Genomic DNA, 25,347 nt, shown 5'->3' with positions numbered 1-25,347 from the left:
GCATTACCTGTAAAACTGATGTTTTTTAGAATCAGGGAAAACAGCCTGACTGCTTCTCAGGAAAATCCGGCAAAACTATACGACGAAAGGTGTTCTACCTGTGCTTTGAAATTCCTATACATCAAGACTCAAAAGAAAATTAAGATAGTCCCACAGCACATCGCCCAACTCATCTTCCAAATGGCAGGTTCTGCCAGAGGCTAGCTCTTCAGAAACTTCTTTAAGTTCCAGGTGTATCTCTTTGAAACAGGTCTGACTGTCCTGAAACCAACTGTTACTCTCGTCGTATTGGTTTTTAGTGCGAGCCACTTCTATCAACTGCGCAATGACTTCTGAATTCATAAGACACTACCTGTGTTTCAAAGCCTTTTTGAAAGCACAGTGTATCGCACCAGGTGCCTGTCTGACTTATGATTTCGAGCAAAAATACCAGTAGAGCTGGCCGAAATCACCTTAAGTTTGACGACTCCTGTAAGTTTGACGACTCCTGTAAGTTTGACGACTCCTGAACGACAATCTTCGTCTATTCATGAAAGGATGCTTCCCGGCTGTACCAGGATTCAGAACGGCCAACGGGCTGGTTAAAATCAGGAAATGGCAGCAACCGGCCATTGGGCCCTTTGGCCATTTTGTAATCCTGCCAGCGATCTTCAATGTACAATTCATTTCCGGCACGAGAGAATTTCAATTGGGCATACACCGCAACGGAGATGAATTTACCCTCTGCCGTACTGGTGGCTCCTGTGGTAATGCCTGTCATCTCAAAGCCATTCTTCAGCCAGTCGATACTGCCTTTAAGTCCATGGGATTCAACGCCCCGGGGATCACTGTTGGACAACACACTGCTTTCAAAATGCCATTGATGACTGTCATCCATTCTTAGGACATTACGAATGGCCAGATAACGGTGGCCACGGAATTTCTTCTTTCGCTGATCATTCTTTATGACTTTGTAGACCTTCTGTCTTATGGCTTCAATCATATCAAAGGCAATGGCATCACCCATTCGATAGGGGTTACCAATGAGTACCTCTCCTTTTGACACCGTCAAAGTTTCCGGCTCATTTTCAATAGGCTTGTTTTTGAATTCCTTGTCAATCACGATGCGAAACTGCCTGGCCTGCATGGGCTCATATCGCCCAAGTACCGATTGCAGGTGTTGAAAACCTTCATCAAGGTTATTGGGCGAAGGAATCGATTCTTCAGCATATAGAGGCCATAGGGTGATTGAGACTGCAGCAGAAGCGACAGTCATCGCCAGCTTTTTCATCGCAATTCTTGCCTTATTAATTGTCATCACAACCTGCGATTATTTCAGGTTCATCAGGAGAGAAGATTTATCAGGAGCTACGGTCAGGCTTCTGAAGAGATACCCAGTCATACTTTCAATACCTAATCAGCTGTAAACTAGTTCATTAAACAAAACTGTCCAGTCTGAACTTGAACAAAGCATTGAATACAGAGCACTATTAAAGAGTGTTGGCAACAGAGCCTTCAGCGGAATGAGAGCCTTCAGCGGAATGAGAGCCTTCAGCGGAATAAGAGCCCTTCAGCGGAATGACTAATTTGGAACAGGCAATCCTGACTCTGATCTTTTTGGCAGGCACCCTCATAACCGCTTCAATTGTCTATTGGAGTCTGCGTCTAGGCATTACGCCCACCGTTACTTCAGGAAAAGTAAGATCAAAATTACGGGAGAGCCTGCCTGCCGACGTTGAAGGCAATATCTATGAACTGGGCTGTGGTTTCGGATCTCTGATACCGATGCTTGCCAAACAGTATCCCGATCGAATCATCTACGGAATTGAACGCTCTCCTATTCCTTTCTGGATCGCCAGAATACGGTGCTGGCACTTGAAAAATGTAATGATTATTCAAAAAGATTTTTTCAATACTGAATGGCAAGATGCACGGCTGATCATCTGTTATCTCTACCCGGGTGCTATGGAAAAATTAGCCGGAGCGTTTCACACAAAGGTGGGAGAAGGCTGCTATATCATCAGCCATACCTTCAGGCTTCCCGGATGGGAGCCTGAAAGAGAGAACAAGGCTAACGATTTATACCGCAGCCCTGTTTATCGATACAGACGACCATAAGTAACTGGTCAGGTAAGGCTAATCACGCTGAATGCAGACAGGAATCAAATCATACTGACTGGAATGCTGCCAGCGGTAAACAATCAACTGCTCAGGCGCACAACTGACACAACCCTGCTTGCAGCCGGACTGCTCTTCTATCAGTTTTCCTTTTCTGACCCAGTGCCCCAACATGCCCTTCATGGCTTCCGGATCAACTTCAAAATGCTGACTGAGCTCAGCCAGAGTACAGACACCCTTTTCTGACAGGAAATCCCTGATCGGTAAAAGCATCAGTGACACCCCGTGGATCGTCGAGGTGCTTGAGCTGGCACCTTAACAGGAGAGAGCACCATTCTCTGCCCTGCCCGCCTGAGGAATATCATCATCAGTATCATGGCTGCCAGAATGGTCGAAAGCCAGCTGATGGCAGTGACAGGCTGGATACTGATCTGAGACAACTGGTAATAAATGGTGGCAACAGAATAACCCAGGAAGAAAGTCCAGCCAGCAACAAAGAATGTCCAGCGTAGACCTGACTCTCTGTAGATCGCACCCAGAGCGGCTACACAAGGTGTATAGAGCAAGATCATTAACAGATAGGCCACTACAGCGGCATCACTGGTGAACAACCTCTGCATAACGCCAAAGGTGGTCATTTCCACTTCCTGATCCTGAGCGACCTCTTCAAGATTACTCAGATCACCCACATTCAAGCCCAGTGGGTCAGTCAGTGAAGATGCTATGGCCGCTAAATTGACCGGAACCGTGGCCAGCGCTTCATTCAAACCGGCCATGAAATCAAAATCATGGGCCTCGGTGAGCGCACCGTTCTCCTGTTCGGCAATCGAGGTATACATGGAGTTCAGTGTACCCACCACCGCTTCTTTGGCCAGAATGCCAGTGAACAAACCCACAGCAGCAGGCCAGTTATCTTCAGTCATACCCATGGGAGCAAACGCTGGAGTGATGGTCTGACCGATTTTACTGAGCACCGATGACTGAGTATCTTCATGACCGATACTGCCATCCGTTCCCAGGGAATTCAAAGTATTCAGAATGACCACTACCACGACAATGGCCTTACCTGCCCGGAACAGGAATGCTTTCAGTCGATCCCAGGTTCTGAGCAACACATGCTTAACAGAAGGCATATGGTAGTTGGGAAGCTCCATCACAAAAGGGGTCACTTCGCCACTGAACAGACATTTTTTCAGCATCAAGCCGGTCATAACCGCAGCCAGTATACCGGTGAGGTAAAGGGTAAAGACCACATTCTGACCTGAGCCCGGGAAGAAGGCGGCAGCGAACAAGGCATAAACCGGCAAACGCGCACCACAGGACATAAACGGAGCCATAGCAATGGTCAGCATGCGGTCTTGCTGATTCTCAAGCGTACGAGTAGCCATGATGGCGGGTACATTACAACCAAAACCAACCAGCATCGGCACAAAAGCTTTGCCAGGAAGGCCCAGAAAACGCATGGCCCTGTCCATAACAAAGGCCGCCCTGGCCATATAGCCAGAATCTTCCAGTACAGAGAGGAACAGGAACAGGAAAGCTATGACCGGAATAAAAGTAGAGACCGTCTGTATACCCCCACCAACACCGTTAGCCAGCAGTGCGATCAACCAGCCAGGGGCACCGATGTTTTCCAGCAGGTGACTGACACCGTCCACAAAAATAGTGCCGGAAAGGATGTCGAAAAAATCTATAAAGGCGCTGCCAATGTTCACTGAGAACATGAACATCAGGTACATAACCCCGAAGAAAATAGGCAGGCCAATCATTCGATTCAAAACAATGTTATCAATGCGCTCAGTCAAACCATGACTGACAGCACCTGCTGTTTTGACGGCATCCTGCATGAGGAGACTAATGGCTTCATAGCGACCGTTTGCCACGATGATGTCCATATCGGCATCATAAGCGACTTCAATCTGGGACCGCTCAACCGCAGCCCTGTCAATGAGCTCCAGTGAAACCTGATTTAAGAAATCTGCCTCACCCTCAAGCAATTTAAGGGCCACCCATCGAGCGGTTGAGGGATCATCGATCTCACCAGAAACTCGCTCTTGCAGTGAAACGACAGATTCTTCCAGTGGCATGCCCAGTGACTGTGAGTCGGCGGGGGCAATACCCTGGATAAAGCAGTGGTTAATAAGATCTTTTAATTCTACGGTCCCTTTATCCCGGGATGCCACCATGGCGTGCACCGGACAACCAAGCTGTTCCGATAGCTTTTCAGCGTGGATCTTGAGGCCTTTGTCTTTGGCTACATCCATCATGTTAAGGACAACAATGACCGGCAGCCCCATATCCAGTAACTGAGTTGTCAGATAGAGGTTACGCTCAATATTTGAAGCATCGATAACATTAACGACCAGCTGGGCTTCCCGGGCGAGGATAAAATCTCTGGCGATGCGTTCATCCATCGAAACCTGATCATCGACTACATCCAGGCAATAAGTACCTGGCAGATCAACGACTTCTATCGACTGGCTTTTATGTTGGTAACGGCCACTGCGCTTTTCAACGGTTACACCCGGCCAGTTGCCTACATGCTGCCTGGCACCGGTCAGGCTGTTGAATACTGTTGTTTTACCGCAATTAGGGTTACCTACGATGGCAAAGACTTTATCCTTCATAGACGGGTCACCTCAACCGCAGCGGCTTCATGGCGGCGCAGACTGAGCTGAAAGCCACGAACCTGAAGCTGGATGGGATCACCCAGAGGAGCTACCCTGCATACGGTAAAGCAGGTTCCGGGCGTGAGGCCCATGGCCAGCAGCTTACGGCGATAAGCTGAACCTGCTTCTCTGAAAGCAGAAACCTGAGCCTTCTCTCCTGTCTGGAGATCCCCCAAAGTGACCGTCATCCCAATCTCCCGACTCTTGCTACGGACTGATCGCAGGCCGACAAAGAGTACTTCCTGATACATCTGGTGATGTGGTGGAAAGAGCAACCTGAGGCAGTTTCTGAATAGACAACAACAGATTGATAAATACGCAAAGATTAGGCGTAAATGAGAATAGTTTCAATTCACAATTCAACTAATTAATATCGTAATTACCGAAGTATCCATGTTTCGTTCATATAAATCATGTTTTAAATAACGAATAGTAGTATTCAGACAACGAAGAAAGGCGCTAAATGCATTGAAACAGAACAGGAAACTGAAAGTACCAAGGCGCAAATCAGATAACACTTTTAATCAAAGACATTTCTTTCCCGGTTTTTATCCAGAATCTGTTCATCCATCTGCAGGATGCGAGTGAGATCCTCCATGTATTGATAAGGGCCATTATTTTTCCCGACCCATGATGATTTTCTCAGCCAGTGTACGGGGCACTCCAATTAAAACTTCATCCAATTCCTGAACCGTTGCAATGTTGATTTTAACTTTCATTCGGGAGGGGGCTTTATCGGAGAAAACTGGGGTAGAAAGGGCAAGCAGGGTCACTGCAGTCAAACTGATTATTCTTTTTCTCATAGGAGACATCCTTCTCTTCCTGTCAGCCTTTCATTCAACTTCAATTATTTGAAAGACTCTGTATTCAGGATTAGACAAGAATATCTTGTAAGACAATGAAAGGGAGATATTACTCCCCTTCTACTCCCTGAACGGGCGCAAGGGTTCCCCACTCATGGCAACCAGGACAATGCCAATGCATTTCCTTACCGGAAAAACCACAACTGAAACACTGGTATACCGGCTTGGAGACCAGCATCTGGTCCGTTACTTCTTTCAGGAGATTGATACTGGTCAGAGAAGGTTCTGAGGGATAATTCAACTGGATATTCATTAAGGCATTAAGTCCTCTCAGAGAAGGCTGGCGGCGCAGCTGACCCGTCAGAAAGTCCATCGCAGACACTTCTCCACGACTGTTCATTAGCTGAGCGGTCATGGCGAGAATAATCGCCGTTCCGGGCTTTTCATTGAGACAACGGGCCAGATAACTCCCCAGTGCACGCTGTTGATTACTTCGATGGCAAACGGTTTCCAACATTTCCAGGGTCAAAGGCACATAGCGATTATCCTGGTAGGAGACTTTCTGGAGGACCTTAATGGCATCCCTGTCACGCCCTTCTTCCATCTCCATTCGCCCCAGAATCAAACTGGCCCGGACACAGTTTTTGTCTCTGGAGTAGGCGGTACGGATATACTTTCTGGCACCTGAACGATCATTCAAACGCAGCTTTTCTTCAGCAATTTCGCAGTACAAATGAGCCAGTCTTGATGCATAGTGCTCCCCACACAGCTTACGGAGAGACTCTGTAATCTCAACCGCCTGCTGCCACTCCTTCTCTCTCTCATAAATTTTTAAGAGCTGCTGAAGGGCTGGCACCCGGTACTCATGGTTTTGCCTGGAAAGGTCCACTAGCATGGCTTCTGCCCGGTCAAACAGACCTGCAGTCATGTAATCCTTGGCCAGTTCCAGCTGCACACGGATCGACTGCAACGGTGTCAGACTGGGTCTTGCCAGAAGATCCTGGTGCACTCGAATGGATTTCTCAACCTCACCCTTACGGCAGAACAGACTGCCTAGAGCAAGATAGGTATCAACAGTATCATTATTGAGATCCAGCGCTTTGATGAAGGTTTCAATAGCCTCATCAGTCTGCTCATTTAACAGATAATTTAGCCCTACAAAGTATTCTTTGGAGAGCGGTTGCTCAGGGAAGTGTTCCTTTTTCTTCTTTTTCTCAGCACGCCCCAGCAAATATCCTGCCAGCATCGCCACCATGATCAGTGCCAGCAGCGCAATGTCAGGCATCAGGTTAATCCTTTCAACGCATTCGCTCTGAGTTTTTGTATTTCTGCATCTCTGCGATCCAGCTTACGCTTGAAACTGGCATTAACCAGCCTCAGTCTCGTAATAGCTACCAGTGAGACCATCAACCCGAACAGACCGCCCATAATAAAGGAGATAACGACGACAGAAGAGGCTTTGACTTCCGGCAATGACAAACCGGCCAGATCAAATCGTATCAGTTGAGGGTTAGCCACAATAAAATTGACGAGAATAACAAGCAGGATCAGACTGCCCAGCAGTATAACTAGCCGCTTCAGCCAGATACCCAAAAGAGAGACCATATCCGATCAAACTCCAGTGATCACTTATTTACGATGAGATTCTAAGCCATTCATGAAAATGACCAAAGCCTTCTTTGCCCTGAAAAAACATTGACCAGGTTATTTTTCATATTGGGACTGACACTCATATTATCTTGCCTCAGGTGCCTCATTCAAAGCCAGGCTTAGTCAATACTCATGGCTTTATAGAATGTCCTACACCCGATTTTCACTGAATGCTGAATTGGAAAACCAACATTCCTGGCAAACATTTATTCTACTGGTCCTGGAGACTGCTATTCACGCGGTCTCGCATATCTTTACCAGGCTTGAAATGAGGAACGTATTTTCCATTCAGAACAACAGATTCACCTGTTTTAGGATTCCGACCTACTCTGGGCGCTCTGTAATGCAGAGAAAAGCTGCCAAAACCCCTTATTTCTACCCGCATTCCGCCGGAAAGGGATTGAGACATTTGCTCAAGAATAGATTTTATGGCCAACTCTACGTCCTTAACCGACAACTGATCTTGCTGATCGGTCAGTCGTTCTATCAATTCTGATCGGGTCATTGTCGTTCTTCCTTTCCCTGTACCCTTGGGCGACACTGAAGTCTCAGCATCAATACGAACGCCGTACCCAGATCAGGTGACATGTAAGAAGGTAAACAGTCATAGTCGATAACGACTATGCATCTCATAACCCGGAATGCCTAATAATTCAGGCAATCCCAGCCTGATAGGGATTACAGACAGTTCCTACCCTAGCCAACCCGATTCAATAAATCAAGCAACCTATTGATAACCATAAAAAAAACCGCAGCCTGGGCTGCGGTTTTTTTAGACGGTTAAGGAAAGAATGCTAAGCCCCTTTCCTCAACAAGCAATCTTCACCATGAACAGTCTTTCGCCATCAGGATGACAAAAGACTGCATCATTCATGGCTATTACTTGTTTTCCATCTGAGCCTTGATCAGGTCACCGATAGTGGTAGGACCGGAGGCTTCGTCTTCCTGCTTGGCACGCAGTTCTTTCATAGCCACTTTTTCTTCAGCCTGATCCTTCTGCTTGATGGACAGGGAGATATTGCGGTTCTTACGATCGATACTGATGATGCGAGCTTCTACTTCTTCGCCTTCTTTCAGAACGTTGGTAGCGTCTTCAACGCGATCAACACTGATTTCAGAAGCTTTCAGAGTAGCCAGAACGTCTTCAGCCAGCTCTACAGTAGCAGCTTTAGCAGTGACTTCCTTGATCACACCCTTAACGATGGTACCTTTTTCATTCAGGCCAGCGAAAGAGTTGAATGGATCTTCGGACAGTTGCTTGATACCCAGGGAGATACGCTCACGCTCAGCGTCGATTGCCAGGATAACAGCTTCAACTTCATCACCCTTACGATACTTGCGAACAGCTTCTTCGCCAGTTTCGTTCCAGGAGATGTCAGACAGGTGAACCAGACCGTCGATGCCACCGTCCAGACCGATGAAAATACCAAAGTCAGTGATAGACTTGATCTTACCAGCCAGCTTGTCGCCCTTGTTGAAGGAACCGGAGAACTCTTCCCATGGGTTTTGCTTGCACTGCTTGATACCCAGGGAGATACGACGACGCTCTTCGTCGATGTCCAGAACCTGAACTTCAACTTCGTCACCCAGAGCAACCACCTTGGATGGGTGGATGTTCTTGTTGGTCCAGTCCATTTCGGAAACGTGTACCAGACCTTCAACGCCTTCTTCCAGCTCAACGAAGCAGCCGTAGTCAGTCAGGTTGGTTACGCGACCAGATACACGAGTACCTTCTGGGAAGCGGTTAGTGATAGCAACCCATGGATCTTCACCCAGTTGCTTCAGACCCAGAGATACACGGTTACGCTCACGATCAAACTTCAGAACCTTAACGTTGATTTCGTCACCAACGTTCACGATCTCGCTTGGATGCTTGATGCGCTTCCAGGCCATATCAGTGATGTGCAGCAGGCCGTCAACACCGCCCAGATCTACGAATGCGCCGTAGTCGGTCAGGTTCTTAACGATACCCTTAACTTCCAGACCTTCCTGCAGAGATTCCAGCAGCTGTTCACGCTCAGCACTGTTTTCAGCTTCCAGGACGCTACGACGAGAAACAACTACGTTGTTACGCTTCTGGTCCAGCTTGATGACCTTGAATTCCAGCTCTTTGCCTTCCAGGTGAGCAGTGTCACGAACTGGACGCACGTCAACCAGAGAGCCAGGCAGGAAGGCACGAATGGTGTTAACGTCAACAGTGAAGCCACCTTTGACCTTACCGGAGATAACACCTTTAACGATTTCTTCAGCTTCAAAGGCTTTTTCAAGTTCGCCCCAAGCTTCCATACGCTTGGCTTTTTCACGGGACAGACGGGTTTCACCGAAACCATCTTCAACCGCGTCAAGAGCAACCTGAACTTCGTCACCAACAGAGATGGTCAGTTCACCCTGCTCGTTCAGGAACTGAGCTTTTGGGATAACACCTTCAGACTTCAGGCCTGCGTGTACAGTAACCCAATCGCTGTCGATATCAACAACCTGGCCGCTAACAATAGCGCCTGGCTTCATTTCGATATCTTTCAGGCTCTCTTCAAACAGTTCAGCAAAGCTTTCGCTCATGATTATTCCTATCAATCAGCACTTCAATCAACACCATCACAGCGTCTATAACGAGAAAAACGATTTTGCTTTGCCCTGTTAAGTGTCGGACATCACAACGCTGTTCTCGAAAGACAGCAACAGTTACCGCTGATCGTATGCTGGCCACACCGCCAGTCAGTGTGGGTTGTTTTTCAAAAAACACCGGGTGGCTGTAACTGGCAATCTGCACCATCCGGTTATTCACATTAGTCTTCCCGAGGATTCGGTCAGACCACCTTAATAAAAACAGGCTGCTGAGTTTCCCTCACCAGCCTGTCATAGGATCCTGTCAGGCTCCATGTTCCGAAATGATTAATTTTAATCAGATCAGGCCATTCTGTCGCATGACATCGACAACACGACTGAACACTTCCTGAATACTCAATCTGGTACTATCCAGAACAATAGCATCATCGGCAGGTTTCAGCGGGGCCACATCGCGATTCATATCTCGATGGTCCCTGGCAATAATGTCAGCTAAAAGCTGGTCAAAGCTAGCATCAATCCCTTTTTGTTGCAACTGATTTTGACGACGCTTGGCCCGTTCTTCAGCGCTGGCTGTGAGGTAAACCTTAACAATGGCATGAGGGAAAACCACGGTTCCCATATCACGACCATCTGCAATCAGACCCGGAGCTTCTGCAAAGTCCTGCTGACGCTTCAACAGTGCCTGCCTGACACCCGGCAATGCAGCCACCTGAGAAGCCTTGGCTCCTACTTCTTCAGTCCTGAGATTAGCGCCAACACGCTCACCCTCCAGAATGATTTTCAGACCTTCGCCCTCATCACCCGGTTCAAATTGCACATCCAGATGACCCGCCAGCACCTCAAGGGATTTTTCATCAGTAAAATCCACACCATGATTCATGGCTGCCAGTGCTGTGAGGCGATACAAAGCCCCACTATCGAGCAGATGCCAGTCAAACTCTTTTGCCAGTAGAGCCGCAACCGTTCCCTTCCCGGAACCGCTGGGGCCATCAATGGTAACGACTGGCATAATAGTCTCTCTCACGCTTGAATACCTTCTGTTGAGAGTGCCAGACCGGCCCTGGAAGCCAGCCTGACAAAGTTAGGAAAGGATGTTGCCACATTGGCACAATCCAGAATACGAATATCTCCCTGACTGCGCAGGGAAGCCACTACAAAAGCCATGGCAATCCGGTGATCACCATGACTGTCTACTGTTCCTGCACAGAAAGGCTTGCCGCCCACAATCACCATGCCATCAACCAGGGCTTCGGCATCAATCCCCAAGGCTACAAGTCCGTCCACCATAGACTGGATACGATCACTTTCCTTAACCCTGAGCTCACCCGCCCCTCGCAAAGTTGTTTTACCCTCTGCGCAGGCAGCAGCAATAAACAGCACTGGAAACTCATCAATAGCCAGTGGCACCAATGCTAAAGGGATATCAATCCCTTTCAGCCTGGCAGAGCGAACGCGAATATCAGCCACAGGCTCGCCACCGACTTGACGCTGATTCTGCAGGGAAATATCTGCCCCCATAAGCTGGAGAATTTTGATCACACCGGTTCGAGTCGGATTAATACCGACATGGGTTAGCAGTAAATCTGAATGACTGGCAATCGTCGCAGCCACCATAAAAAAGGCAGCCGATGAAATATCTCCAGGTACATCAATGGCCGTAGAGTGTAACTGACCACCACCTTGAATAGAGACCCTGCCATTTTCCACAACAACAGGATACCCGAAACCTGACAACATACGATTGGTATGATCACGGACCACGCCGGGAGCGGTCGCAGAGGTCTCTCCATCTGCATACATTCCGGCGAGTAACAGACAGGACTGTACCTGAGCGGATGCCATGGGCATTTCATAATCGATGCCGGTGAGTTTTTTTCCGCCTCTGATTTTCAGTGGAGGACGCCCCCCACTGGCTGTCTCAATCTCAGCACCCATTTCAACCAGAGGATTAACAACCCGATCCATTGGCCTGGCAGAAAGCGATTTGTCACCCACCAGAGTCACATCAAAGTTCTGGGCAGACATCAACCCAGCCATCAGTCTCATGGCCGTACCCGCGTTGCCAAGATAGAGTGGACCCACTGGCTGCTTCAGGCCATGCATACCTACGCCATGAATGGTAACCCGGCCATCATGAGGGCCTTCAATAGCAACCCCCATATCCCGAAATGCCTGAAGGGTCGCCAGAGCATCTTCACCTTCAAGAAAACCATCAATTACGGTCTCGCCTTCTGACAAAGCTCCCAGCATGATTGAACGATGAGAAATAGACTTATCACCCGGGACTCTTATTTCGCCTTTCAGACGACCGCCCGGCTTGGCTATAAAAGTAACAGAGTCTCCCTGATTTTCGTTCAGGGTCGCCATATAGGCCCTTCTTTCCAGCATACTGTTAAAGTGCTGCCGAGCTGACCGTGCCCGCTCAAAAGTGGCCAGCAAGCCTTTACTGTCTTTTTCAACGATGGCCTGACGGAGATGAGTTAAACCTTCAGAAAACTGATCCAGCGAGGCCAGAATCGCCTCACTATTACCCAGAGCAATATCATGCCACATAACCGGATCACTGCCGGCAATGCGGGTAAAGTCTCGGAAACCACCGGCGGCATAGCGAAATATATCCTGATTTTCAGGATTTCCAGCCAGTGTATCCACCAGAGAAAATGCCAGCAGATGAGGTAAATGACTGGTCATCGCCAACACTTCATCGTGTCTACGAATATCCATGGCGTTTACTTGAGCGCCACAGCATTGCCAGAGATATCTGACCAGAGACAAAGCTTCGGGATCGGTATTTTCAAGAGGGGTAAGAATCACTTTATGGCTTTTGAACAACCCGACCCTGGCTGCAGTAACACCGCTTTTCTCCGAACCCGCAATAGGATGACCTGGCACCAGATTTTCCGGAACCCGGCCAAAAATCTCTTGAGCCGCCTGAACCAACGAGCCCTTACAACTGCCAACATCCGTAATGACTTTTCCCGTAAGGTCCAGATCTTTAAGCTGCTCGAGCACTTTCGGCATAGCCAGCATGGGTACGGATATCTGGATGACATCCGCCCGGGCTACTGCCAGTTCAAAATCGTTAAAGCCTTCTGAAACAATTCCGAGAGAAACCGCCTCTTCGATATATTCATCCCTGAGATCAAATCCCATCAGATGAAAGTTTTCACTGCAGTCTCTCAGAGAGGCTGCGAATGACCCTCCGATAAGACCCAGCCCTACCACCAGAATATTCAGTGGAGCACCGGCCTTGTTCTGCTCTATCACTACAAGTTCAACCTTTTTACCAAAAAGCCACCTTTAATTACCTCTGACAACCAAAGATGGCCATAGCTACTCAAGCTATTTTACTGTTCAGGACTCTTTTACCGTGGCCAGCGCCTCGAGAAACCGTTGATTCTCTTCTTCCAGCCCTATCGAAACCCTAAGATGTCCGGGCATACCATAATTGGCAACCGGTCTGACAATCACACCCTGTTTGAGCAAGCGCTGATAACATTCCACACCATCCATACCGGCATCGAACGTAATGAAATTGCCCGTAGAAGGTATGTACTCAATGTTCATTGACTTGAAGCCAGCTTCGATCTGAGCCATCCCGTCCTGGTTCACCTGCCTGGAACGCCTGAGATATTCCTCATCGTTCAGAACAGCCACTGCGGCCGCTTCAACCAGATTATTAACATTAAATGGTTGTCTTAAACGATTGAGAACACTGGCTATTTCAGCGCTGGAAACAGAGTAACCCACTCGACCACCTGCCAAACCATAGGCCTTTGAAAAAGTCCTGGTGACGACAAGGTTAGGGTATTGATTCAGCAACGCAATACCATCAGGATGTTCGCTGTCAGCGGCATATTCAAAGTAAGCTTCATCCAATACAACAATGACATCCTCTGAGACTTTACTCAGAAAAACGTCAAGCTCTGCTTTAGAAAAGCTGGTCCCAGTCGGATTATTTGGGTTGGCCAGAAACACCAAACGAGTGTCTGGACGGATAGCCTCAGCCATAGCCTCAAGATCATGCCCCCAGTTTTTGGAAGGGACTACGATACTTTCTGCGCCGGCAGCCTGGACTGCAATGGGATACACAACAAAGGCATACTCGGAAAAAACAGCCGAGCAACCTTCCCTCAGATAGGACTGGGCCAAAAGCACCAGAACATCATTGGAACCATTGCCAAAAGTAATCTGCTCAGGCTCAACCGCCAGCTTGCTGGACAGGGCGTCACGCAGATTATACAGACTGCTATCTGGATACCGGGCCAAGTCACCCATCATACCCGTAATGGCTTCACGGGAGGACAGGGCCGCCCCCAGAGGATTCTCATTGCTGGCCAGTTTTACAATGCTACTGGCATCCAGACCCTGCTCACGCGCTAACTCTTCCACGGGCTTACCAGGAAGATAAGGATTCAGAGCACGCACTCCAGGTACTGCAAGCTTTACAAAATCACAACCCATATTTCACCTGTTATCTCATTAAAACGCCGCCACGAGGCTGACATGATTTTTGCAGCCCGGGACCTGCGACATTTCGCTTTTGGCTTTATTAGTCTTTGTGCTGAACCAACTGCCCTGTAGGACAGCCAACTCAATCCTCAACCCGGTACGTATGCCAGATTGAATTCCAGACAGGGTGGCCACACTGCACCTCCCTGAAGATTGAACCCGACCCTTTGTACAAAAATACGGGTTCAAAATCGGTCGATTAAAGAACACCTTTGGGATAGGAGCCCAATACTCGGAGATCATTGGCCCGATCACCCAGCTTCTTCAGAACTTTCTGGATAACCGGATCGTCTTTATGACCTTCAAAATCAATGAAGAAGACGTAGTTCCAGATCCCTGAACGGGAAGGTCGGGTTTCCACCCGCGTCAGATCAACATCATGGACATGGAACACCTCAAGAATCGCATGCAGAGCACCTGGCTGGTTTCTCATGCTGACCACGATTGAGGTTTTGTCACCACCACTGACAGGGACATCCTGATGCCCGATAATCAGGAAACGGGTAGAGTTATCCGGCTGATCTTCAATTTTTTCAGAAATCTTTTCCAGACCATAAATATCAGCTGCCATGTCACCTGCGATAGCCGCAGAGTTCCACTCACCTTTGATGCGCTTTGCCGCTTCAGCGTTTGAACTGACCGCAACCCGCTCAGCCATTGGCCAGTGGGCATCCAGCCACTTACGGCATTGAGCCAGAGACTGGGCATGGGAGTATATCCGGGTGATATGTTCACGACGGGTGTTCTCAGATACCAGCAGATGCTGATGGATTCTCAATACCACTTCACCACAGATTTTCAGGGAAGAATCCATGAAACTGTCCAGAGTATGACTGATCACACCTTCCGTTGAGTTTTCAACAGGAACCACACCATAGCGCACTGCACCCGCTGTCACTTCCCTGAACACCTCATCAATCGCCGACATCGGGACAGAAACCGCAGAGTGCCCAAAGTGTTTCATGGCAGCCTGCTGGGTAAAGGTGCCCTCAGGACCAAGAAACGCAACGCGAACAGGCTCTTCAAGAGCCAGACAGGCCGACATGATTTCTCTAAACAGCCGGGCCATTTCCTCATCATCCAGAGGACCGTCATTACGATCCATTACCCGGCGCAAGACCTGAGCTTCACGTTCTGGACGATAAAAAACTGCCGCAGCGTCTTCACCCTGCTTGACCCTGGCCACTTCCTGAGCGCAACGTGCACGATCGCTGATCAGCTCCAGAATATCCCGGTCCAGCTTGTCAATTTTTGTCCGCAACCCCTTCAACTTGTCATCTGTCATAATGTTCTCTGCGTTTAACTGTACTGACTACAGCCGTGCAATCAGTAGCGACTAATCCTTTGAGCTGCCTGGTTCAGATTGCAACGACTCAAACAGGTATTTAACGGAGCATTCTCTGAAAAGCCTCAGAACGCTCCGGATTGACCATTTTTTTTCGTTAATGTTTTGCCTTGGAGCCTGACCGAGAATAGTGGTCGAGATTAAAATGCAGTAGAACGAGTCCATTTTCCCGATAAATTTGTGCGAATAGTGGGCCTATTCAATCAAATTTATCGGGAAAATGGGCCATTCTTTCTGGATTTTAGGCCGACCTGTCTATTCTCGGTCAGACTCCTTGGTCAATGCCTCACCTATCAAGGTGATAAACAAGGATATTTTCTCAAGGAATGTTTATCCGTACTTTCTCTCAAACTCACGCATAAAGGCGATCAATGCGCCAACATGCTCTTCCGGTACTGCATTATAAATACTGGCTCTCATACCGCCCACTGCCTTGTGCCCCTTGAGATAAAGAAAGCCCTCTTTCTCAGACTCCGCCAGAAAGACTTTGTCCAGCTCAGGATTGGTCAGTGTAAACGGCACATTCATTCTTGAGCGCCAGCGGGGATCAACCTTATTGTGGTAAAATCCGGAGTCATCAATCACTTGATAGAGACTGCCTGATTTGCGGGCATTGATCTGATTCATCGCTTCCAGACCGCCCTGCTCTTTCAACCATTCAAACACCAGACCCGCCAGATACCATGCAAAGGTTGGCGGAGTGTTGTACATGGAGTCCTTGTCTGCCTGGACACGGTAATCAAACACTGCAGGGCAGCTCGAATGCCCTCTATCCAGAAGATCGTCTCGAACAATCACAACGGTCAGTCCCGCTGGACCAATATTTTTCTGGGCACCGGCATAAATAACACCAAACCGGCTGATATCAACCGGACCTGAAAGAATATTGGACGACATATCCGCCACCAGCGGCACATCACCCGAGTCAGGAATAAATGGGAATTCGAGACCACCAATCGTCTCATTCGGGGTGTAGTGAACATAAGCTGCATCAGAACTGAAGCGCCACTCACTCTCTTCAGGCATAGTGTGAAAGGAAGCCCCTTTACCATCAGCGATCACATTCACATCCAGATAACGCTGAGCTTCCTTGATGGCAGACTGAGCCCAGTGGCCACTGTTTACATAGTCAGCACCGGTTTTCTCACCTTTAAGATTCAAGGGAACCGCTGCAAACTGTCCACGCGCACCACCTTGCAAGAACAGAACTTTGTAATTTGCAGGGATCTTCAACAAATCCCTTAAATCCTGCTCAGCCCGCTCTGCCACCTGAAGAAAAGATTTCCCCCTGTGACTGACTTCCATAATGGAAGCCCCTTCGCAGTTGTAGTCAAGGAGCTCATCACGAGCACGCTCCAGTACCGACTGAGGTAACGGCGCCGGCCCAGCCGAAAAGTTATAGGTTCGCCCTTCCAGGCCAGCCAGTGTTTCCGCCAACAGATTATTCATACCACCCTCCCATGCAGCCAGGAGCCTGTCGGACTTAAGCTTTCGAGCATGAACTTCAGTAGAGCGAGTCAGCTTTTTCGTTGGATTTGCGCGAATAGTTGACCTATTTAAGCAAATTCAACGGAAAAGATGGCCGCTCTTTCTGGAATTCAGGCCGAAATTATCTTAAGTCCGACAGGCTCCCAAACTCGCCGATTCAGTAACGACCACTAAACGCCGCCCACTGGAATCTGACACCAACCTGCTAATACACCTTCCCCATGAACTTTTCGAAACTCAACGCTTGAATTTCGAGCATCCCGGTTCCGATTAATTATGTCCTGTTTTACCAGGGATGCACACGTCCTTTCAAAACTCCAGAAATGACTCTCCGATAACACCCCTGGCATCCATACCGGTGTGCATTTCAGGGATACATTACATCCCTGTAAATAAAACGCCAGCATGATGCTGGCGTTTTATTATTTGAAGCAGAATCAGCTTTCCTGATCTTGATCAGGATCAGCCTTAGGCGTTTCTACCCCAGCCTCATCTGCTTCTTCCGCGTCTTCATCATCAGCCAACCCTTCAACCTCTTCCGGCTCTTCGACCCTGGCAACACCCACCAGTTTCTCGCCTTCTTGAACCTTGATCAGGGTAACCCCCTGGGTATTTCGACTCATGACAGAAATTTCATCGACCCGGGTCCTCACCAGGGTTCCCTGGTCAGAAATCAACATGATTTCTTCACCATCCTGAACCTGGATCGCACCAATCAGCTCACCATTTCGATCGGTGCATTGCATGGAAATAACACCCTGCCCGCCACGACCAGTGATCCTGAAATCATCCACGCCAGTACGCTTACCAAAACCGTTCTGACTGACTGTCAGAATCTCGGTCTCTTCTTCAGGAATGATCAGGGAGATGACTCTCTGCTTATCCTGAAGTTTCATTCCACGAACACCTCTGGCCGTTCTACCCATGGCTCGCACATCTGTTTCTTCGAAACGAATGGCTTTGCCAGAGTTGGACAACAGCATTACCTGCTTCTCGCCGGTGGTAATTTCAGCCCCCACCAGAGAATCCCCTTCATCAAGACCCAGGGCAATCAAACCACTGGAACGCGGACGAGAGAACTGCTCAAGAGGTGTCTTCTTAACCGTACCGGAAACCGTCGCCATAAAGACAAAGTGACCTTCGGTATACTCTTCCACAGGCAGCATGGCCGTGATGCGCTCTTCTTCTTCAAGAGGCAAAATATTAACAATCGGACGACCACGAGAGGTTCGACCAGCAGGTGGAATCTGGTAGACCTTCAGCCAGTAGACCTTACCTTTACTGGAGAAGCACAAAATCTGGGTATGCGTATTCGCCACCAGCATGTGCTCAACATAATCTTCGTCTTTCACCGAAGCAGCAGATTTACCACGACCACCACGACGTTGCGCCTGATAAGTATCCAGCGTGGTTGTCTTGGCATATCCACCGTGAGACAGGGTGACCACCATGTCTTCTTCAGTGATCAGGTCTTCTACGGTCAGATCTCGACGCGAGCTGGTGATTTCAGTACGGCGTTCATCGCCATACTCTTCCACCACGCTTTCAAGCTCTTCACGAATCACTTCCATCAACCGTTCGGAACTGGACAAAATCAGCAACAGCTCTGCAATCTTTTCAATCAGTTCACGGTATTCACTCAGCAGTTTCTCGTGCTCAAGACCGGTCAGTCGATGCAGGCGCATTTCCAAAATGGCCTGAGCCTGAGCAGGGGAAAGGTAATACTGACCATCACGCAAACCATAGTGCTCTGGCAGCTCATCCGGACGACAGGCATCAGCACCGGCTCGCTCCGCCATTTCCGTAACATAGCCTGGCTTCCAACCCTGAGCAATCAGCTTTTCTTTAGCCTCAGCCGGGGTGGGCGACTCCTTGATCAGAGCAATAACCGGATCAATATTGGACAATGCCACTGCCAAACCTTCCAGCAGATGGCCTCTCTCACGAGCCTTACGAAGTTCGTAGACGGTTCTGCGAGTCACCACTTCACGACGGTGACGAATAAAGGCTACCAGCATCTCCTTGAGATTCAGGAGCTTTGGCTGACCATCGACCAGCGCAACATTGTTGATGCCAAATACCGACTCAAGCTGCGTCTGTGAATAGAGGTTATTAAGGACTACGTCTGCCACTTCGCCACGACGTAATTCAATCACTACGCGCATACCGTCTTTGTCTGACTCGTCACGCAGCTCAGTGATACCTTCAATTTTCTTGTCTTTAACCAGCTCGGCAATCTTTTCAATCAAACGAGCCTTGTTCAGCTGGTAAGGCAGTTCGGTAATGATGATGGTGCTTTTATTCTTTTTCTCATCATGTTCGATATCAGCCCGGGCACGAATATAAATACGTCCACGCCCTGTACGATAAGCCTGCAGAATACCCGCACGCCCATTAATAATGCCTGCTGTAGGAAAGTCTGGACCTGGTATGTATTCCATCAGGTCATCGATAGAAAGACTTCCATCATCAATAAGAGCCAGACAACCTTTTACAACTTCAGTGAGGTTATGGGGCGGAATATTGGTAGCCATACCCACAGCAATACCTGCTGCACCGTTAACCAGCAGGTTGGGGATACGGGTAGGCATAACGGCAGGAATCTGTTCCGTACCGTCATAGTTGGGCACATAATCAACCGTTTCCTTATCCAGATCAGCCATGATGTCATGACTGATTTTTCGCATCCGGATTTCGGTATAACGCATGGCTGCAGCGGAGTCACCATCCACTGAGCCGAAGTTGCCCTGCCCGTCTACCAGCATGTAACGCAGAGAGAATGGCTGCGCCATACGAACAATGGTGTCATAGACAGCAGAGTCACCATGAGGGTGGTATTTACCAATTACGTCACCCACCACACGTGCCGATTTCTTGTAGGGCTTATTCCAGTCATTGCTCAGCTCGTTCATTGCGAAGAGAACCCGCCGATGGACCGGCTTGAGTCCGTCACGCACATCAGGCAATGCCCGCCCGACGATTACACTCATGGCGTAGTCCAAATAGGACTGCTTGAGCTCGTCTTCGATGTTTACCGGAAGAATCTCTTTGGCGATATCAGTCATGTAAACCCAGTCGTCCTTTAGCTTGCGCCCACCGGATACCAGTCAGCATCCTTTCTCAACCCAGAAGGCCGGAAACCTTAATACTCAGATCGTCAATAAATGGAACCATAGTCTTCCATTCTTCGCCGGTGTACTGAACCTGCCAGTCAACCGATGATCCAGTATTGTTGTTTGCAGCCGGCTGGCCGGCAACCCGAACAATTCAATCAACAGGCAGCCATGTGTAATAAATCATCCTGTCCCTATCTGAACGCAGAGGAGCGCTAAAATGATTTTCACGATAAAAATGCATGGCTGCTTTTTTCATATCAAGTAGCAAATAATACCACAGCTGGCAGCGTTACTGCGAGCCAGAGTATGTGTACACAGTGATTTTATGGATAAAATCTGACACAGAAGTACGACATAGTGCCTCTGTTGGTCCTTTTCCTGACGTTTAACCACACCCAGAGAGAAAAATAACAGTAGACGCCCCTCAATTTTTCCCATCGCACGGATCAGAAACACAGGAACACTTAACTCTGAAAACTCTGTCTGTATAATGCCAATAAGAATACAGACTGCGCTGTCACTTTCGGAAACCAACTGACTCTTTCGAAGCTTGCTGCCTGCATTTTCAGAGAGATCATCATTACGGCGCACACCCAATCTAACCGCTTGAGAATCTGGACACTATGACTTCAAACCAGGACGAACCACGCCCAGCGCAAAACGTAGATCCAGCAGAAATTGCAAAATTTGAAGAGCTGGCCAGCCGCTGGTGGGACATGGATGGTGAGTTCAAACCACTGCACGAAATTAATCCACTGAGACTCAACTTTATTGATGAAAGAGTGGGACTGGCAGGAAAGAAAGTGCTGGATGTGGGTTGCGGCGGTGGAATTCTCAGCGAATCCATGGCGCTTCGTGGTGCCGACGTCACGGGTATTGATATGGGCGACGCTCCACTTTCCGTAGCCCGCCTGCACAGCATGGAAAGTGAGATTGAAGTCAATTATAGAAAAATACCTGTAGAAGAACTGGCACAAGAAATGCTAGGCGAATTTGATGTAGTGACCTGTCTTGAAATGCTTGAGCATGTACCCGAACCCGCTTCTGTGATCCGCGCCTGCGAGAAACTGCTTAAGCCAGGTGGACAAATCTTTTTTGCCACCATCAACCGGAACGCCAAGTCCTGGCTTTTTGCCATAGTCGGTGCTGAGTATGTGCTTAAGATGCTACCCAAGGGCACTCATGAGCACAAAAAGTTTATTAAGCCTCACGAGCTATGCAGCTGGATGCGCCAAAATGACCTGGAAGTACACGACATGACCGGCATGGTCTTCAACCCTGTCACTGGCGTGTACTCACTGAAAAAGTCTGACACTGACGTCAACTATCTGATTTACGGTAGCAAACAGCCTTGAGCCGAAAATACAGTTCACCTTGAAACATCAAACCTGAAAGACTGTATTTTCACCAATAAACAGGAGGCCTGATGAGTCACCCAAACGCCATTGAAGGCTTGTTTTTCGACCTGGACGGCACACTTCTGGATACTTCGGAAGACTTCATCACGACAGCAAACAAGATGCTGGCCGACGACCATCTGCCAGCCATTGATGGAGAACTGATTCGAAGCTATGTCTCAGAGGGCTCAAGAAAGTTGGTACAACTAGCCTATGGCATTGAACCTTCTGATCCAAAGCTTGAAAGCCTTAGAAACCGTCTGCTTGATGAATACGACGATCTTATCAGTAACAGCGACAGAGAAAAGGCCGCAAAACTGTACGACGGCATGCCTCAGCTTCTCGATGCTCTGGACGCCAGGGCCGTTCCCTGGGGGGTTGTCACCAACAAGCCCTCGGCGTACGCAGAAATTTTGCTACAACAAATTGGACTGTCCAACCGATCCAGAACACTGATCTGTCCTGAACATGTTAAGCAGACCAAGCCTGACCCGGAAGCCTTAATACTGGCCTGTAAACAGACCGGGTCCAATCCGGTCAACTGCATTTATATAGGTGACCACCTGCGAGATATCGACGCTGGCAGAAATGCAGGCATGGTGACTATCGCAGCACTTTATGGTTTTATCAGCCCCGAAGACACACCAGACCAGTGGCAAGCTGATTATAACGTTACGTCTGCAGAAGATATTCTCCCACTGCTGGAACAATACAAGTGGCTGCTGCCACGGAGAGGAACCGATGTTTGAATATACCGCACCCGACAACCTTCTCCAGGACAAGATTATCCTGGTCACTGGTGCTGGCAGTGGTATTGGCCGCACAGCAGCCCTGACTTTTGCACGCCACGGCGCTACCGTGATCTTGCTGGGAAGAACCACCAGCAAACTGGAAGAGGTTTATGACGAGATAGAAGAGAATGGCTGGCCCCAGGCTGCGATTTACCCCATGAACCTGGCGGGAGCCTCTGAACAGGATTATGCCAACCTGACAGAAACCCTGGATAAGGAATTCGGCAAGCTGGACGGCCTACTGCACAACGCCGGCTTACTGGGTGAACTCAAGGCAATCGCACAATACGATCTGGATAAATGGAATGAAGTGATGCATGTCAATGTGACGGCACCCTTCCTCTTATCAAGAGAAGTTCTCCCCCTGCTGCGAAAGGCTGAATCAGGCTCCATCGCCTTCACCTCATCCAGTGTGGGCCACAAAGGACGTGCGCATTGGGGCGCCTACAGCATCTCGAAATTTGCCACCGAAGGTCTGATGCAAGTGATGGCGGATGAAGAGGACGGTCTTAGCCAGGTCAGAGTCAACACCATTAACCCTGGCGGCACACGAACTGCCATGAGGGCTTCGGCTTATCCTGGTGAAGATCCCATGAGCCGCCCCACGCCTGAAGACATTATGCCTGTTTATCTTTATCTGATGGGCAACGACAGTCAGTCAGTCAACGGTAAAGCTTTTCACGCCCAGCTGCCTGGCAATCCAGAGAATATTGCCACACTCTGACATTTCCAATGTGTGACCCACCCAAGTTGTGGGTTACACATAACGAATCCCATACCCTCTGGATACAACCAGTAACAAAAAAAACTGAGCCCTCCCTGAACCCTCAACTAGGTTTTATCGTCGAAACCCAACAATAAGTCGACAATGCCGAGGAATTCATGGCCAGAATTCACACCTTAACGCTACTGCTATTCGCAGCATCCGCCTCCCTTGCTTCAGCGCTCAGTAATGAATACTCCCAGAGGGATCTGAATGAAGAGCGCGTCGTTGCGTCCAATTGGCAACAACACGCCCCCGAATATGAAGCACTGGTGTACCAATCTTTCAATATGGCGAGAGACAATCTTGCCAATGCACTCAATCAACTCCCTGATGGCAAAAAAGCCGCCATTGTGACCGACATTGATGACACTCTCATCAATGGTGCTATCTATTTCTCAAGCCTTGTCGGTACCGACAGCGCAAGAACAACCGATGCCTCGATTGCCTGGTGGAAAGACAAGGGAATGGAAGCTCTGCCGGGTGCTACAGACTTCTTAAATGAGATCGACAATCAGGGTATTGAAATCTTTTACATCACTGGTCGTTTCAATGAGGTCAAGGAAGATACCATGGCCAACCTGAAGCGCCTGGGATTCCCGATCAAAGGGCCTGAGTTTCTGCTTTTCCAGAAAAGAGACAACGAAACGCTGACTAAAGAAGGGCAACGGCAAAAAATCCGGGATCAGGGCTATCACATCCTTATGTTACTGGGTGATCAGCTTGATGATCTGGGCGAAGTAGAAGGCCGTCATTACACCCAGAGACAACAGTGGGTACAACAGTATCGAAACCGGTTCGGTAATGACTGGATCAGTTTCCCCAACCTGATTTACGGAAGCTGGGAATCTGCAGTTGCAGACAATTTCAATCAGCTGACCCCTCAACAAAAACACGATGCCAATCTTGACGCACTGAATCAATCCCACTTTAGCCAGATACAAAATCCAACTTATGCTCAGCACAGCACCAATGCCATGTTATGGATGTATGCCTCGGCCGATTATCATGCCCTGACTCAACAGGCCTACAACCATTCCACCCGAATACTGGATAAGCTCAACCAGAACACCATGGAAAACCCGGCTATTGTCATAGACATTAACGGCACTGTTTTACAATACACCCCCAAAAAGCCCGATCTGACTCAACCCGCCCCGGGATCAGAACAGAATGAACACACCTGGTACCTTGAACAGCAGAAAAATGCCAAGCCTATTCCGGGAGCCCCTGAATTTCTTGCTGCTGCCAAGGAGAAAGGTTTTGATATTTTCTATGTTTCCGAAAGACCCATGTCATCGGGCCTGCAGGGAAACAGAAAAGATATTGAAGAGCTGACCGTCAAAAAATTAAGAGCGCTTGGCTACCCGGATGCCGATGAAACCCACATTGTATTAAAAGGTGAGTACTGCTCAACGGTAGAGCTGAAAAACTGCACTAAGACCTTTCAACGCCGCGCTATCACCAGTGGGCAGGTCGACAGGAAAAAACACCAGATCGCCCTTTTCATTGGTGACATGCTCTCTGATTTCGACCTCGAAGAGAATGGCTTTGATCCAAATCTGAAGGTTTCTGTAGCGGCCAATAAAGATCTGTTTGGCCGCCAGTATGTGGTTATTCCTAACCCAATTAATACACGTCGACTCATTGCTATCTATAACGAGAACGCCGGTAAACACATACGTGACCTGTCGAGCGAGGAACAGGCCAACGTCAGACGTAAAATTCTCAGGAACTGGCCCGAGAAGCCTTTTTAACGACCAGCTCCAGATAACCTGTTTCACCATCTACCTCCCGGGTGAAACAGGTATCCTTAAGAATACCCACTACTATTTCAGCCGTTGTGTCGATAATCGACCCCGGTTTCAAGTGACCACCCAACACCTGCCCCTTTTTATCCGCAACACAGATATGTAAATGTAAGCCTGATGGGCAAACGGTACCGGACAGAGAAAGAATTTCGGGCCCTTTCGAAGGGACCCTGCAGAATTTTTTCCTGCTCAGCCCCCGCCAATCGGACAGACAATTCTCTTAAGCTTCCTACGCAAGATAACAGGCACGCTGCGGGCCAGCCCTTTGCAAGATTCAAAAGTTCAAGGTAGAGATCATCGCCGGGAAGCAATCGTTGACTATGTGTTTCCATAACAG

Annotated in this window: 24 protein-coding genes; 5 read left to right on the top strand and 19 right to left on the bottom strand. The window is 48.7% G+C overall.

Annotated elements, in window-relative coordinates; translation table 11 throughout:
* Positions 1-114: 114 nt before the first annotated feature.
* Together ACR2PX_RS15390 and ACR2PX_RS15385 are read right to left on the bottom strand one after the other, a co-directional pair.
* Positions 115-342, bottom strand: a complete 228-nt coding sequence (locus ACR2PX_RS15390) for a MazG nucleotide pyrophosphohydrolase domain-containing protein (RefSeq protein ID WP_434000236.1) — start codon at positions 340-342, stop codon at positions 115-117.
* A gap of 181 nt (positions 343-523) precedes the next feature.
* Positions 524-1,297, bottom strand: a complete 774-nt coding sequence (locus ACR2PX_RS15385; RefSeq protein WP_434000235.1) for a hypothetical protein — start codon at positions 1,295-1,297, stop codon at positions 524-526.
* Between the two features lie 260 nt (positions 1,298-1,557).
* Here ACR2PX_RS15385 and ACR2PX_RS15380 point away from each other — a divergent pair, with 260 nt between their 5' ends.
* Positions 1,558-2,097 (top strand): hypothetical protein, encoded by a 540-nt coding sequence (locus tag ACR2PX_RS15380; RefSeq protein ID WP_434000234.1) that lies wholly within the window; start codon positions 1,558-1,560, stop codon positions 2,095-2,097.
* An 18-nt stretch (positions 2,098-2,115) separates the two neighbouring features.
* On the opposite strand, the gene ACR2PX_RS15375 is transcribed toward ACR2PX_RS15380, so the two are convergent.
* The 16 genes from ACR2PX_RS15375 to ACR2PX_RS15300 form a co-directional block, all read right to left on the bottom strand.
* Positions 2,116-2,370: a FeoC-like transcriptional regulator gene (locus ACR2PX_RS15375; protein WP_434000233.1), complete on the bottom strand. Its 255-nt coding sequence runs from the start codon at positions 2,368-2,370 to the stop codon at positions 2,116-2,118.
* Positions 2,370-4,724 carry a Fe(2+) transporter permease subunit FeoB gene (gene feoB / locus ACR2PX_RS15370; protein ID WP_434000232.1) on the bottom strand — a complete coding sequence of 785 codons (2,355 nt, stop codon included), beginning with the start codon at positions 4,722-4,724 and terminating at the stop codon, positions 2,370-2,372. The genes ACR2PX_RS15375 and feoB overlap by 1 nt, the downstream gene beginning before the upstream one ends.
* Positions 4,721-4,954, bottom strand: coding sequence for a FeoA family protein (locus ACR2PX_RS15365; protein WP_434000231.1), 234 nt, complete (start codon positions 4,952-4,954; stop codon positions 4,721-4,723). The genes feoB and ACR2PX_RS15365 overlap by 4 nt, the downstream gene beginning before the upstream one ends.
* 426 nt (positions 4,955-5,380) lie before the next feature.
* On the bottom strand, positions 5,381-5,569 hold the full coding sequence (locus tag ACR2PX_RS15360; protein ID WP_434000230.1) for a hypothetical protein: 189 nt from the start codon (positions 5,567-5,569) through the stop codon (positions 5,381-5,383).
* 109 nt (positions 5,570-5,678) lie between these two features.
* Positions 5,679-6,854, bottom strand: coding sequence for a lipopolysaccharide assembly protein LapB (gene lapB / locus ACR2PX_RS15355; RefSeq protein WP_434000229.1), 1,176 nt, complete (start codon positions 6,852-6,854; stop codon positions 5,679-5,681).
* The gene (locus tag ACR2PX_RS15350) at positions 6,854-7,174 is read right to left on the bottom strand and encodes a lipopolysaccharide assembly protein LapA domain-containing protein (RefSeq protein WP_434000228.1); all 321 of its coding nucleotides are present in this window, start codon (positions 7,172-7,174) and stop codon (positions 6,854-6,856) included. Before ACR2PX_RS15350 ends, lapB begins: the two co-directional genes overlap by 1 nt.
* Before the next feature lie 256 nt (positions 7,175-7,430).
* Positions 7,431-7,724 (bottom strand): integration host factor subunit beta, encoded by a 294-nt coding sequence (ihfB, locus tag ACR2PX_RS15345; protein WP_434000227.1) that lies wholly within the window; start codon positions 7,722-7,724, stop codon positions 7,431-7,433.
* A 374-nt stretch (positions 7,725-8,098) separates the two neighbouring features.
* On the bottom strand, positions 8,099-9,778 hold the full coding sequence (gene rpsA / locus ACR2PX_RS15340; RefSeq protein ID WP_434000226.1) for a 30S ribosomal protein S1: 1,680 nt from the start codon (positions 9,776-9,778) through the stop codon (positions 8,099-8,101).
* Complete coding sequence (locus ACR2PX_RS15335) at positions 9,759-10,004, bottom strand: hypothetical protein (RefSeq protein ID WP_434000225.1); 246 nt, start codon at positions 10,002-10,004, stop codon at positions 9,759-9,761. Before ACR2PX_RS15335 ends, rpsA begins: the two co-directional genes overlap by 20 nt.
* Before the next feature lie 117 nt (positions 10,005-10,121).
* On the bottom strand, positions 10,122-10,796 hold the full coding sequence (gene cmk / locus ACR2PX_RS15330) for a (d)CMP kinase (protein WP_434000224.1): 675 nt from the start codon (positions 10,794-10,796) through the stop codon (positions 10,122-10,124).
* Positions 10,797-10,807: 11 nt separating this feature from the next.
* Positions 10,808-13,054 carry a bifunctional prephenate dehydrogenase/3-phosphoshikimate 1-carboxyvinyltransferase gene (locus tag ACR2PX_RS15325; RefSeq protein WP_434000223.1) on the bottom strand — a complete coding sequence of 749 codons (2,247 nt, stop codon included), beginning with the start codon at positions 13,052-13,054 and terminating at the stop codon, positions 10,808-10,810.
* An 87-nt stretch (positions 13,055-13,141) separates the two neighbouring features.
* A complete protein-coding gene (gene hisC / locus ACR2PX_RS15320) occupies positions 13,142-14,251 on the bottom strand; it encodes a histidinol-phosphate transaminase (RefSeq protein ID WP_434000222.1) in 1,110 nt (369 codons plus the stop codon).
* Between the two features lie 247 nt (positions 14,252-14,498).
* Positions 14,499-15,584, bottom strand: coding sequence for a prephenate dehydratase (pheA, locus tag ACR2PX_RS15315; RefSeq protein ID WP_434000221.1), 1,086 nt, complete (start codon positions 15,582-15,584; stop codon positions 14,499-14,501).
* 390 nt (positions 15,585-15,974) lie between these two features.
* On the bottom strand, positions 15,975-17,093 hold the full coding sequence (gene serC, locus ACR2PX_RS15310; protein WP_434000220.1) for a 3-phosphoserine/phosphohydroxythreonine transaminase: 1,119 nt from the start codon (positions 17,091-17,093) through the stop codon (positions 15,975-15,977).
* Between the two features lie 476 nt (positions 17,094-17,569).
* Positions 17,570-20,197: a DNA gyrase subunit A gene (gyrA, locus tag ACR2PX_RS15305; protein WP_434000219.1), complete on the bottom strand. Its 2,628-nt coding sequence runs from the start codon at positions 20,195-20,197 to the stop codon at positions 17,570-17,572.
* Positions 20,198-20,500: 303 nt separating this feature from the next.
* Positions 20,501-20,839, bottom strand: coding sequence for a hypothetical protein (locus tag ACR2PX_RS15300; RefSeq protein WP_434000218.1), 339 nt, complete (start codon positions 20,837-20,839; stop codon positions 20,501-20,503).
* A gap of 32 nt (positions 20,840-20,871) precedes the next feature.
* Here ACR2PX_RS15300 and ubiG point away from each other — a divergent pair, with 32 nt between their 5' ends.
* The 4 genes from ubiG (at position 20,872) to ACR2PX_RS15280 (ending at position 24,956) form a co-directional block, all read left to right on the top strand.
* The gene (gene ubiG, locus ACR2PX_RS15295; protein ID WP_434000217.1) at positions 20,872-21,603 is read left to right on the top strand and encodes a bifunctional 2-polyprenyl-6-hydroxyphenol methylase/3-demethylubiquinol 3-O-methyltransferase UbiG; all 732 of its coding nucleotides are present in this window, start codon (positions 20,872-20,874) and stop codon (positions 21,601-21,603) included.
* A gap of 71 nt (positions 21,604-21,674) precedes the next feature.
* Positions 21,675-22,394 (top strand): HAD family hydrolase, encoded by a 720-nt coding sequence (locus ACR2PX_RS15290; RefSeq protein ID WP_434000216.1) that lies wholly within the window; start codon positions 21,675-21,677, stop codon positions 22,392-22,394.
* Positions 22,387-23,160 carry a YciK family oxidoreductase gene (locus ACR2PX_RS15285; protein ID WP_434000215.1) on the top strand — a complete coding sequence of 258 codons (774 nt, stop codon included), beginning with the start codon at positions 22,387-22,389 and terminating at the stop codon, positions 23,158-23,160. The genes ACR2PX_RS15290 and ACR2PX_RS15285 overlap by 8 nt, the downstream gene beginning before the upstream one ends.
* Before the next feature lie 158 nt (positions 23,161-23,318).
* Entirely contained in the window at positions 23,319-24,956 is a 1,638-nt protein-coding gene (locus ACR2PX_RS15280; protein WP_434000214.1) for an HAD family acid phosphatase, read from the top strand.
* On the opposite strand, the gene ACR2PX_RS15275 is transcribed toward ACR2PX_RS15280, so the two are convergent.
* A complete protein-coding gene (locus ACR2PX_RS15275) occupies positions 24,928-25,149 on the bottom strand; it encodes a PCC domain-containing protein (RefSeq protein WP_434000237.1) in 222 nt (73 codons plus the stop codon). The two genes, ACR2PX_RS15280 and ACR2PX_RS15275, sit on opposite strands and share 29 nt — an antisense overlap.
* Positions 25,150-25,347 lie beyond the last annotated feature (198 nt).

The organism is Endozoicomonas sp., assembly GCF_051008435.1.
Lineage (GTDB): Bacteria > Pseudomonadota > Gammaproteobacteria > Pseudomonadales > Endozoicomonadaceae > Endozoicomonas_A.
Note: the sequence above shows the minus strand (reverse complement) of the source record. Positions and strands in the feature narration are given on the sequence as shown.

Bases quoted from the DNA above. Each gene is read 5' to 3' on its own strand.
- lapB (WP_434000229.1), bottom strand. From the start codon at position 6,854: ATGCCTGACATTGCGCTGCTGGCACTGATCATGGTGGCGATGCTGGCA.
- rpsA (WP_434000226.1), bottom strand. From the start codon at position 9,778: ATGAGCGAAAGCTTTGCTGAACTGTTTGAAGAGAGCCTGAAAGATATC.
- serC (WP_434000220.1), bottom strand. From the start codon at position 17,093: ATGAATAATCTGTTGGCGGAAACACTGGCTGGCCTGGAAGGGCGAACC.
- ACR2PX_RS15375 (WP_434000233.1), bottom strand. From the start codon at position 2,370: ATGCTTTTACCGATCAGGGATTTCCTGTCAGAAAAGGGTGTCTGTACT.
- pheA (WP_434000221.1), bottom strand. From the start codon at position 15,584: ATGACAGATGACAAGTTGAAGGGGTTGCGGACAAAAATTGACAAGCTG.
- ACR2PX_RS15280 (WP_434000214.1), top strand. From the start codon at position 23,319: ATGGCCAGAATTCACACCTTAACGCTACTGCTATTCGCAGCATCCGCC.
- cmk (WP_434000224.1), bottom strand. From the start codon at position 10,796: ATGCCAGTCGTTACCATTGATGGCCCCAGCGGTTCCGGGAAGGGAACG.
- ACR2PX_RS15380 (WP_434000234.1), top strand. From the start codon at position 1,558: ATGACTAATTTGGAACAGGCAATCCTGACTCTGATCTTTTTGGCAGGC.
- gyrA (WP_434000219.1), bottom strand. From the start codon at position 20,197: ATGACTGATATCGCCAAAGAGATTCTTCCGGTAAACATCGAAGACGAG.
- ACR2PX_RS15360 (WP_434000230.1), bottom strand. From the start codon at position 5,569: ATGAGAAAAAGAATAATCAGTTTGACTGCAGTGACCCTGCTTGCCCTT.
- ACR2PX_RS15365 (WP_434000231.1), bottom strand. From the start codon at position 4,954: ATGACGGTCACTTTGGGGGATCTCCAGACAGGAGAGAAGGCTCAGGTT.
- ACR2PX_RS15285 (WP_434000215.1), top strand. From the start codon at position 22,387: ATGTTTGAATATACCGCACCCGACAACCTTCTCCAGGACAAGATTATC.
- ACR2PX_RS15385 (WP_434000235.1), bottom strand. From the start codon at position 1,297: ATGACAATTAATAAGGCAAGAATTGCGATGAAAAAGCTGGCGATGACT.
- ubiG (WP_434000217.1), top strand. From the start codon at position 20,872: ATGACTTCAAACCAGGACGAACCACGCCCAGCGCAAAACGTAGATCCA.
- ACR2PX_RS15350 (WP_434000228.1), bottom strand. From the start codon at position 7,174: ATGGTCTCTCTTTTGGGTATCTGGCTGAAGCGGCTAGTTATACTGCTG.
- ACR2PX_RS15390 (WP_434000236.1), bottom strand. From the start codon at position 342: ATGAATTCAGAAGTCATTGCGCAGTTGATAGAAGTGGCTCGCACTAAA.
- feoB (WP_434000232.1), bottom strand. From the start codon at position 4,724: ATGAAGGATAAAGTCTTTGCCATCGTAGGTAACCCTAATTGCGGTAAA.
- ihfB (WP_434000227.1), bottom strand. From the start codon at position 7,724: ATGACCCGATCAGAATTGATAGAACGACTGACCGATCAGCAAGATCAG.
- ACR2PX_RS15290 (WP_434000216.1), top strand. From the start codon at position 21,675: ATGAGTCACCCAAACGCCATTGAAGGCTTGTTTTTCGACCTGGACGGC.
- hisC (WP_434000222.1), bottom strand. From the start codon at position 14,251: ATGGGTTGTGATTTTGTAAAGCTTGCAGTACCTGGAGTGCGTGCTCTG.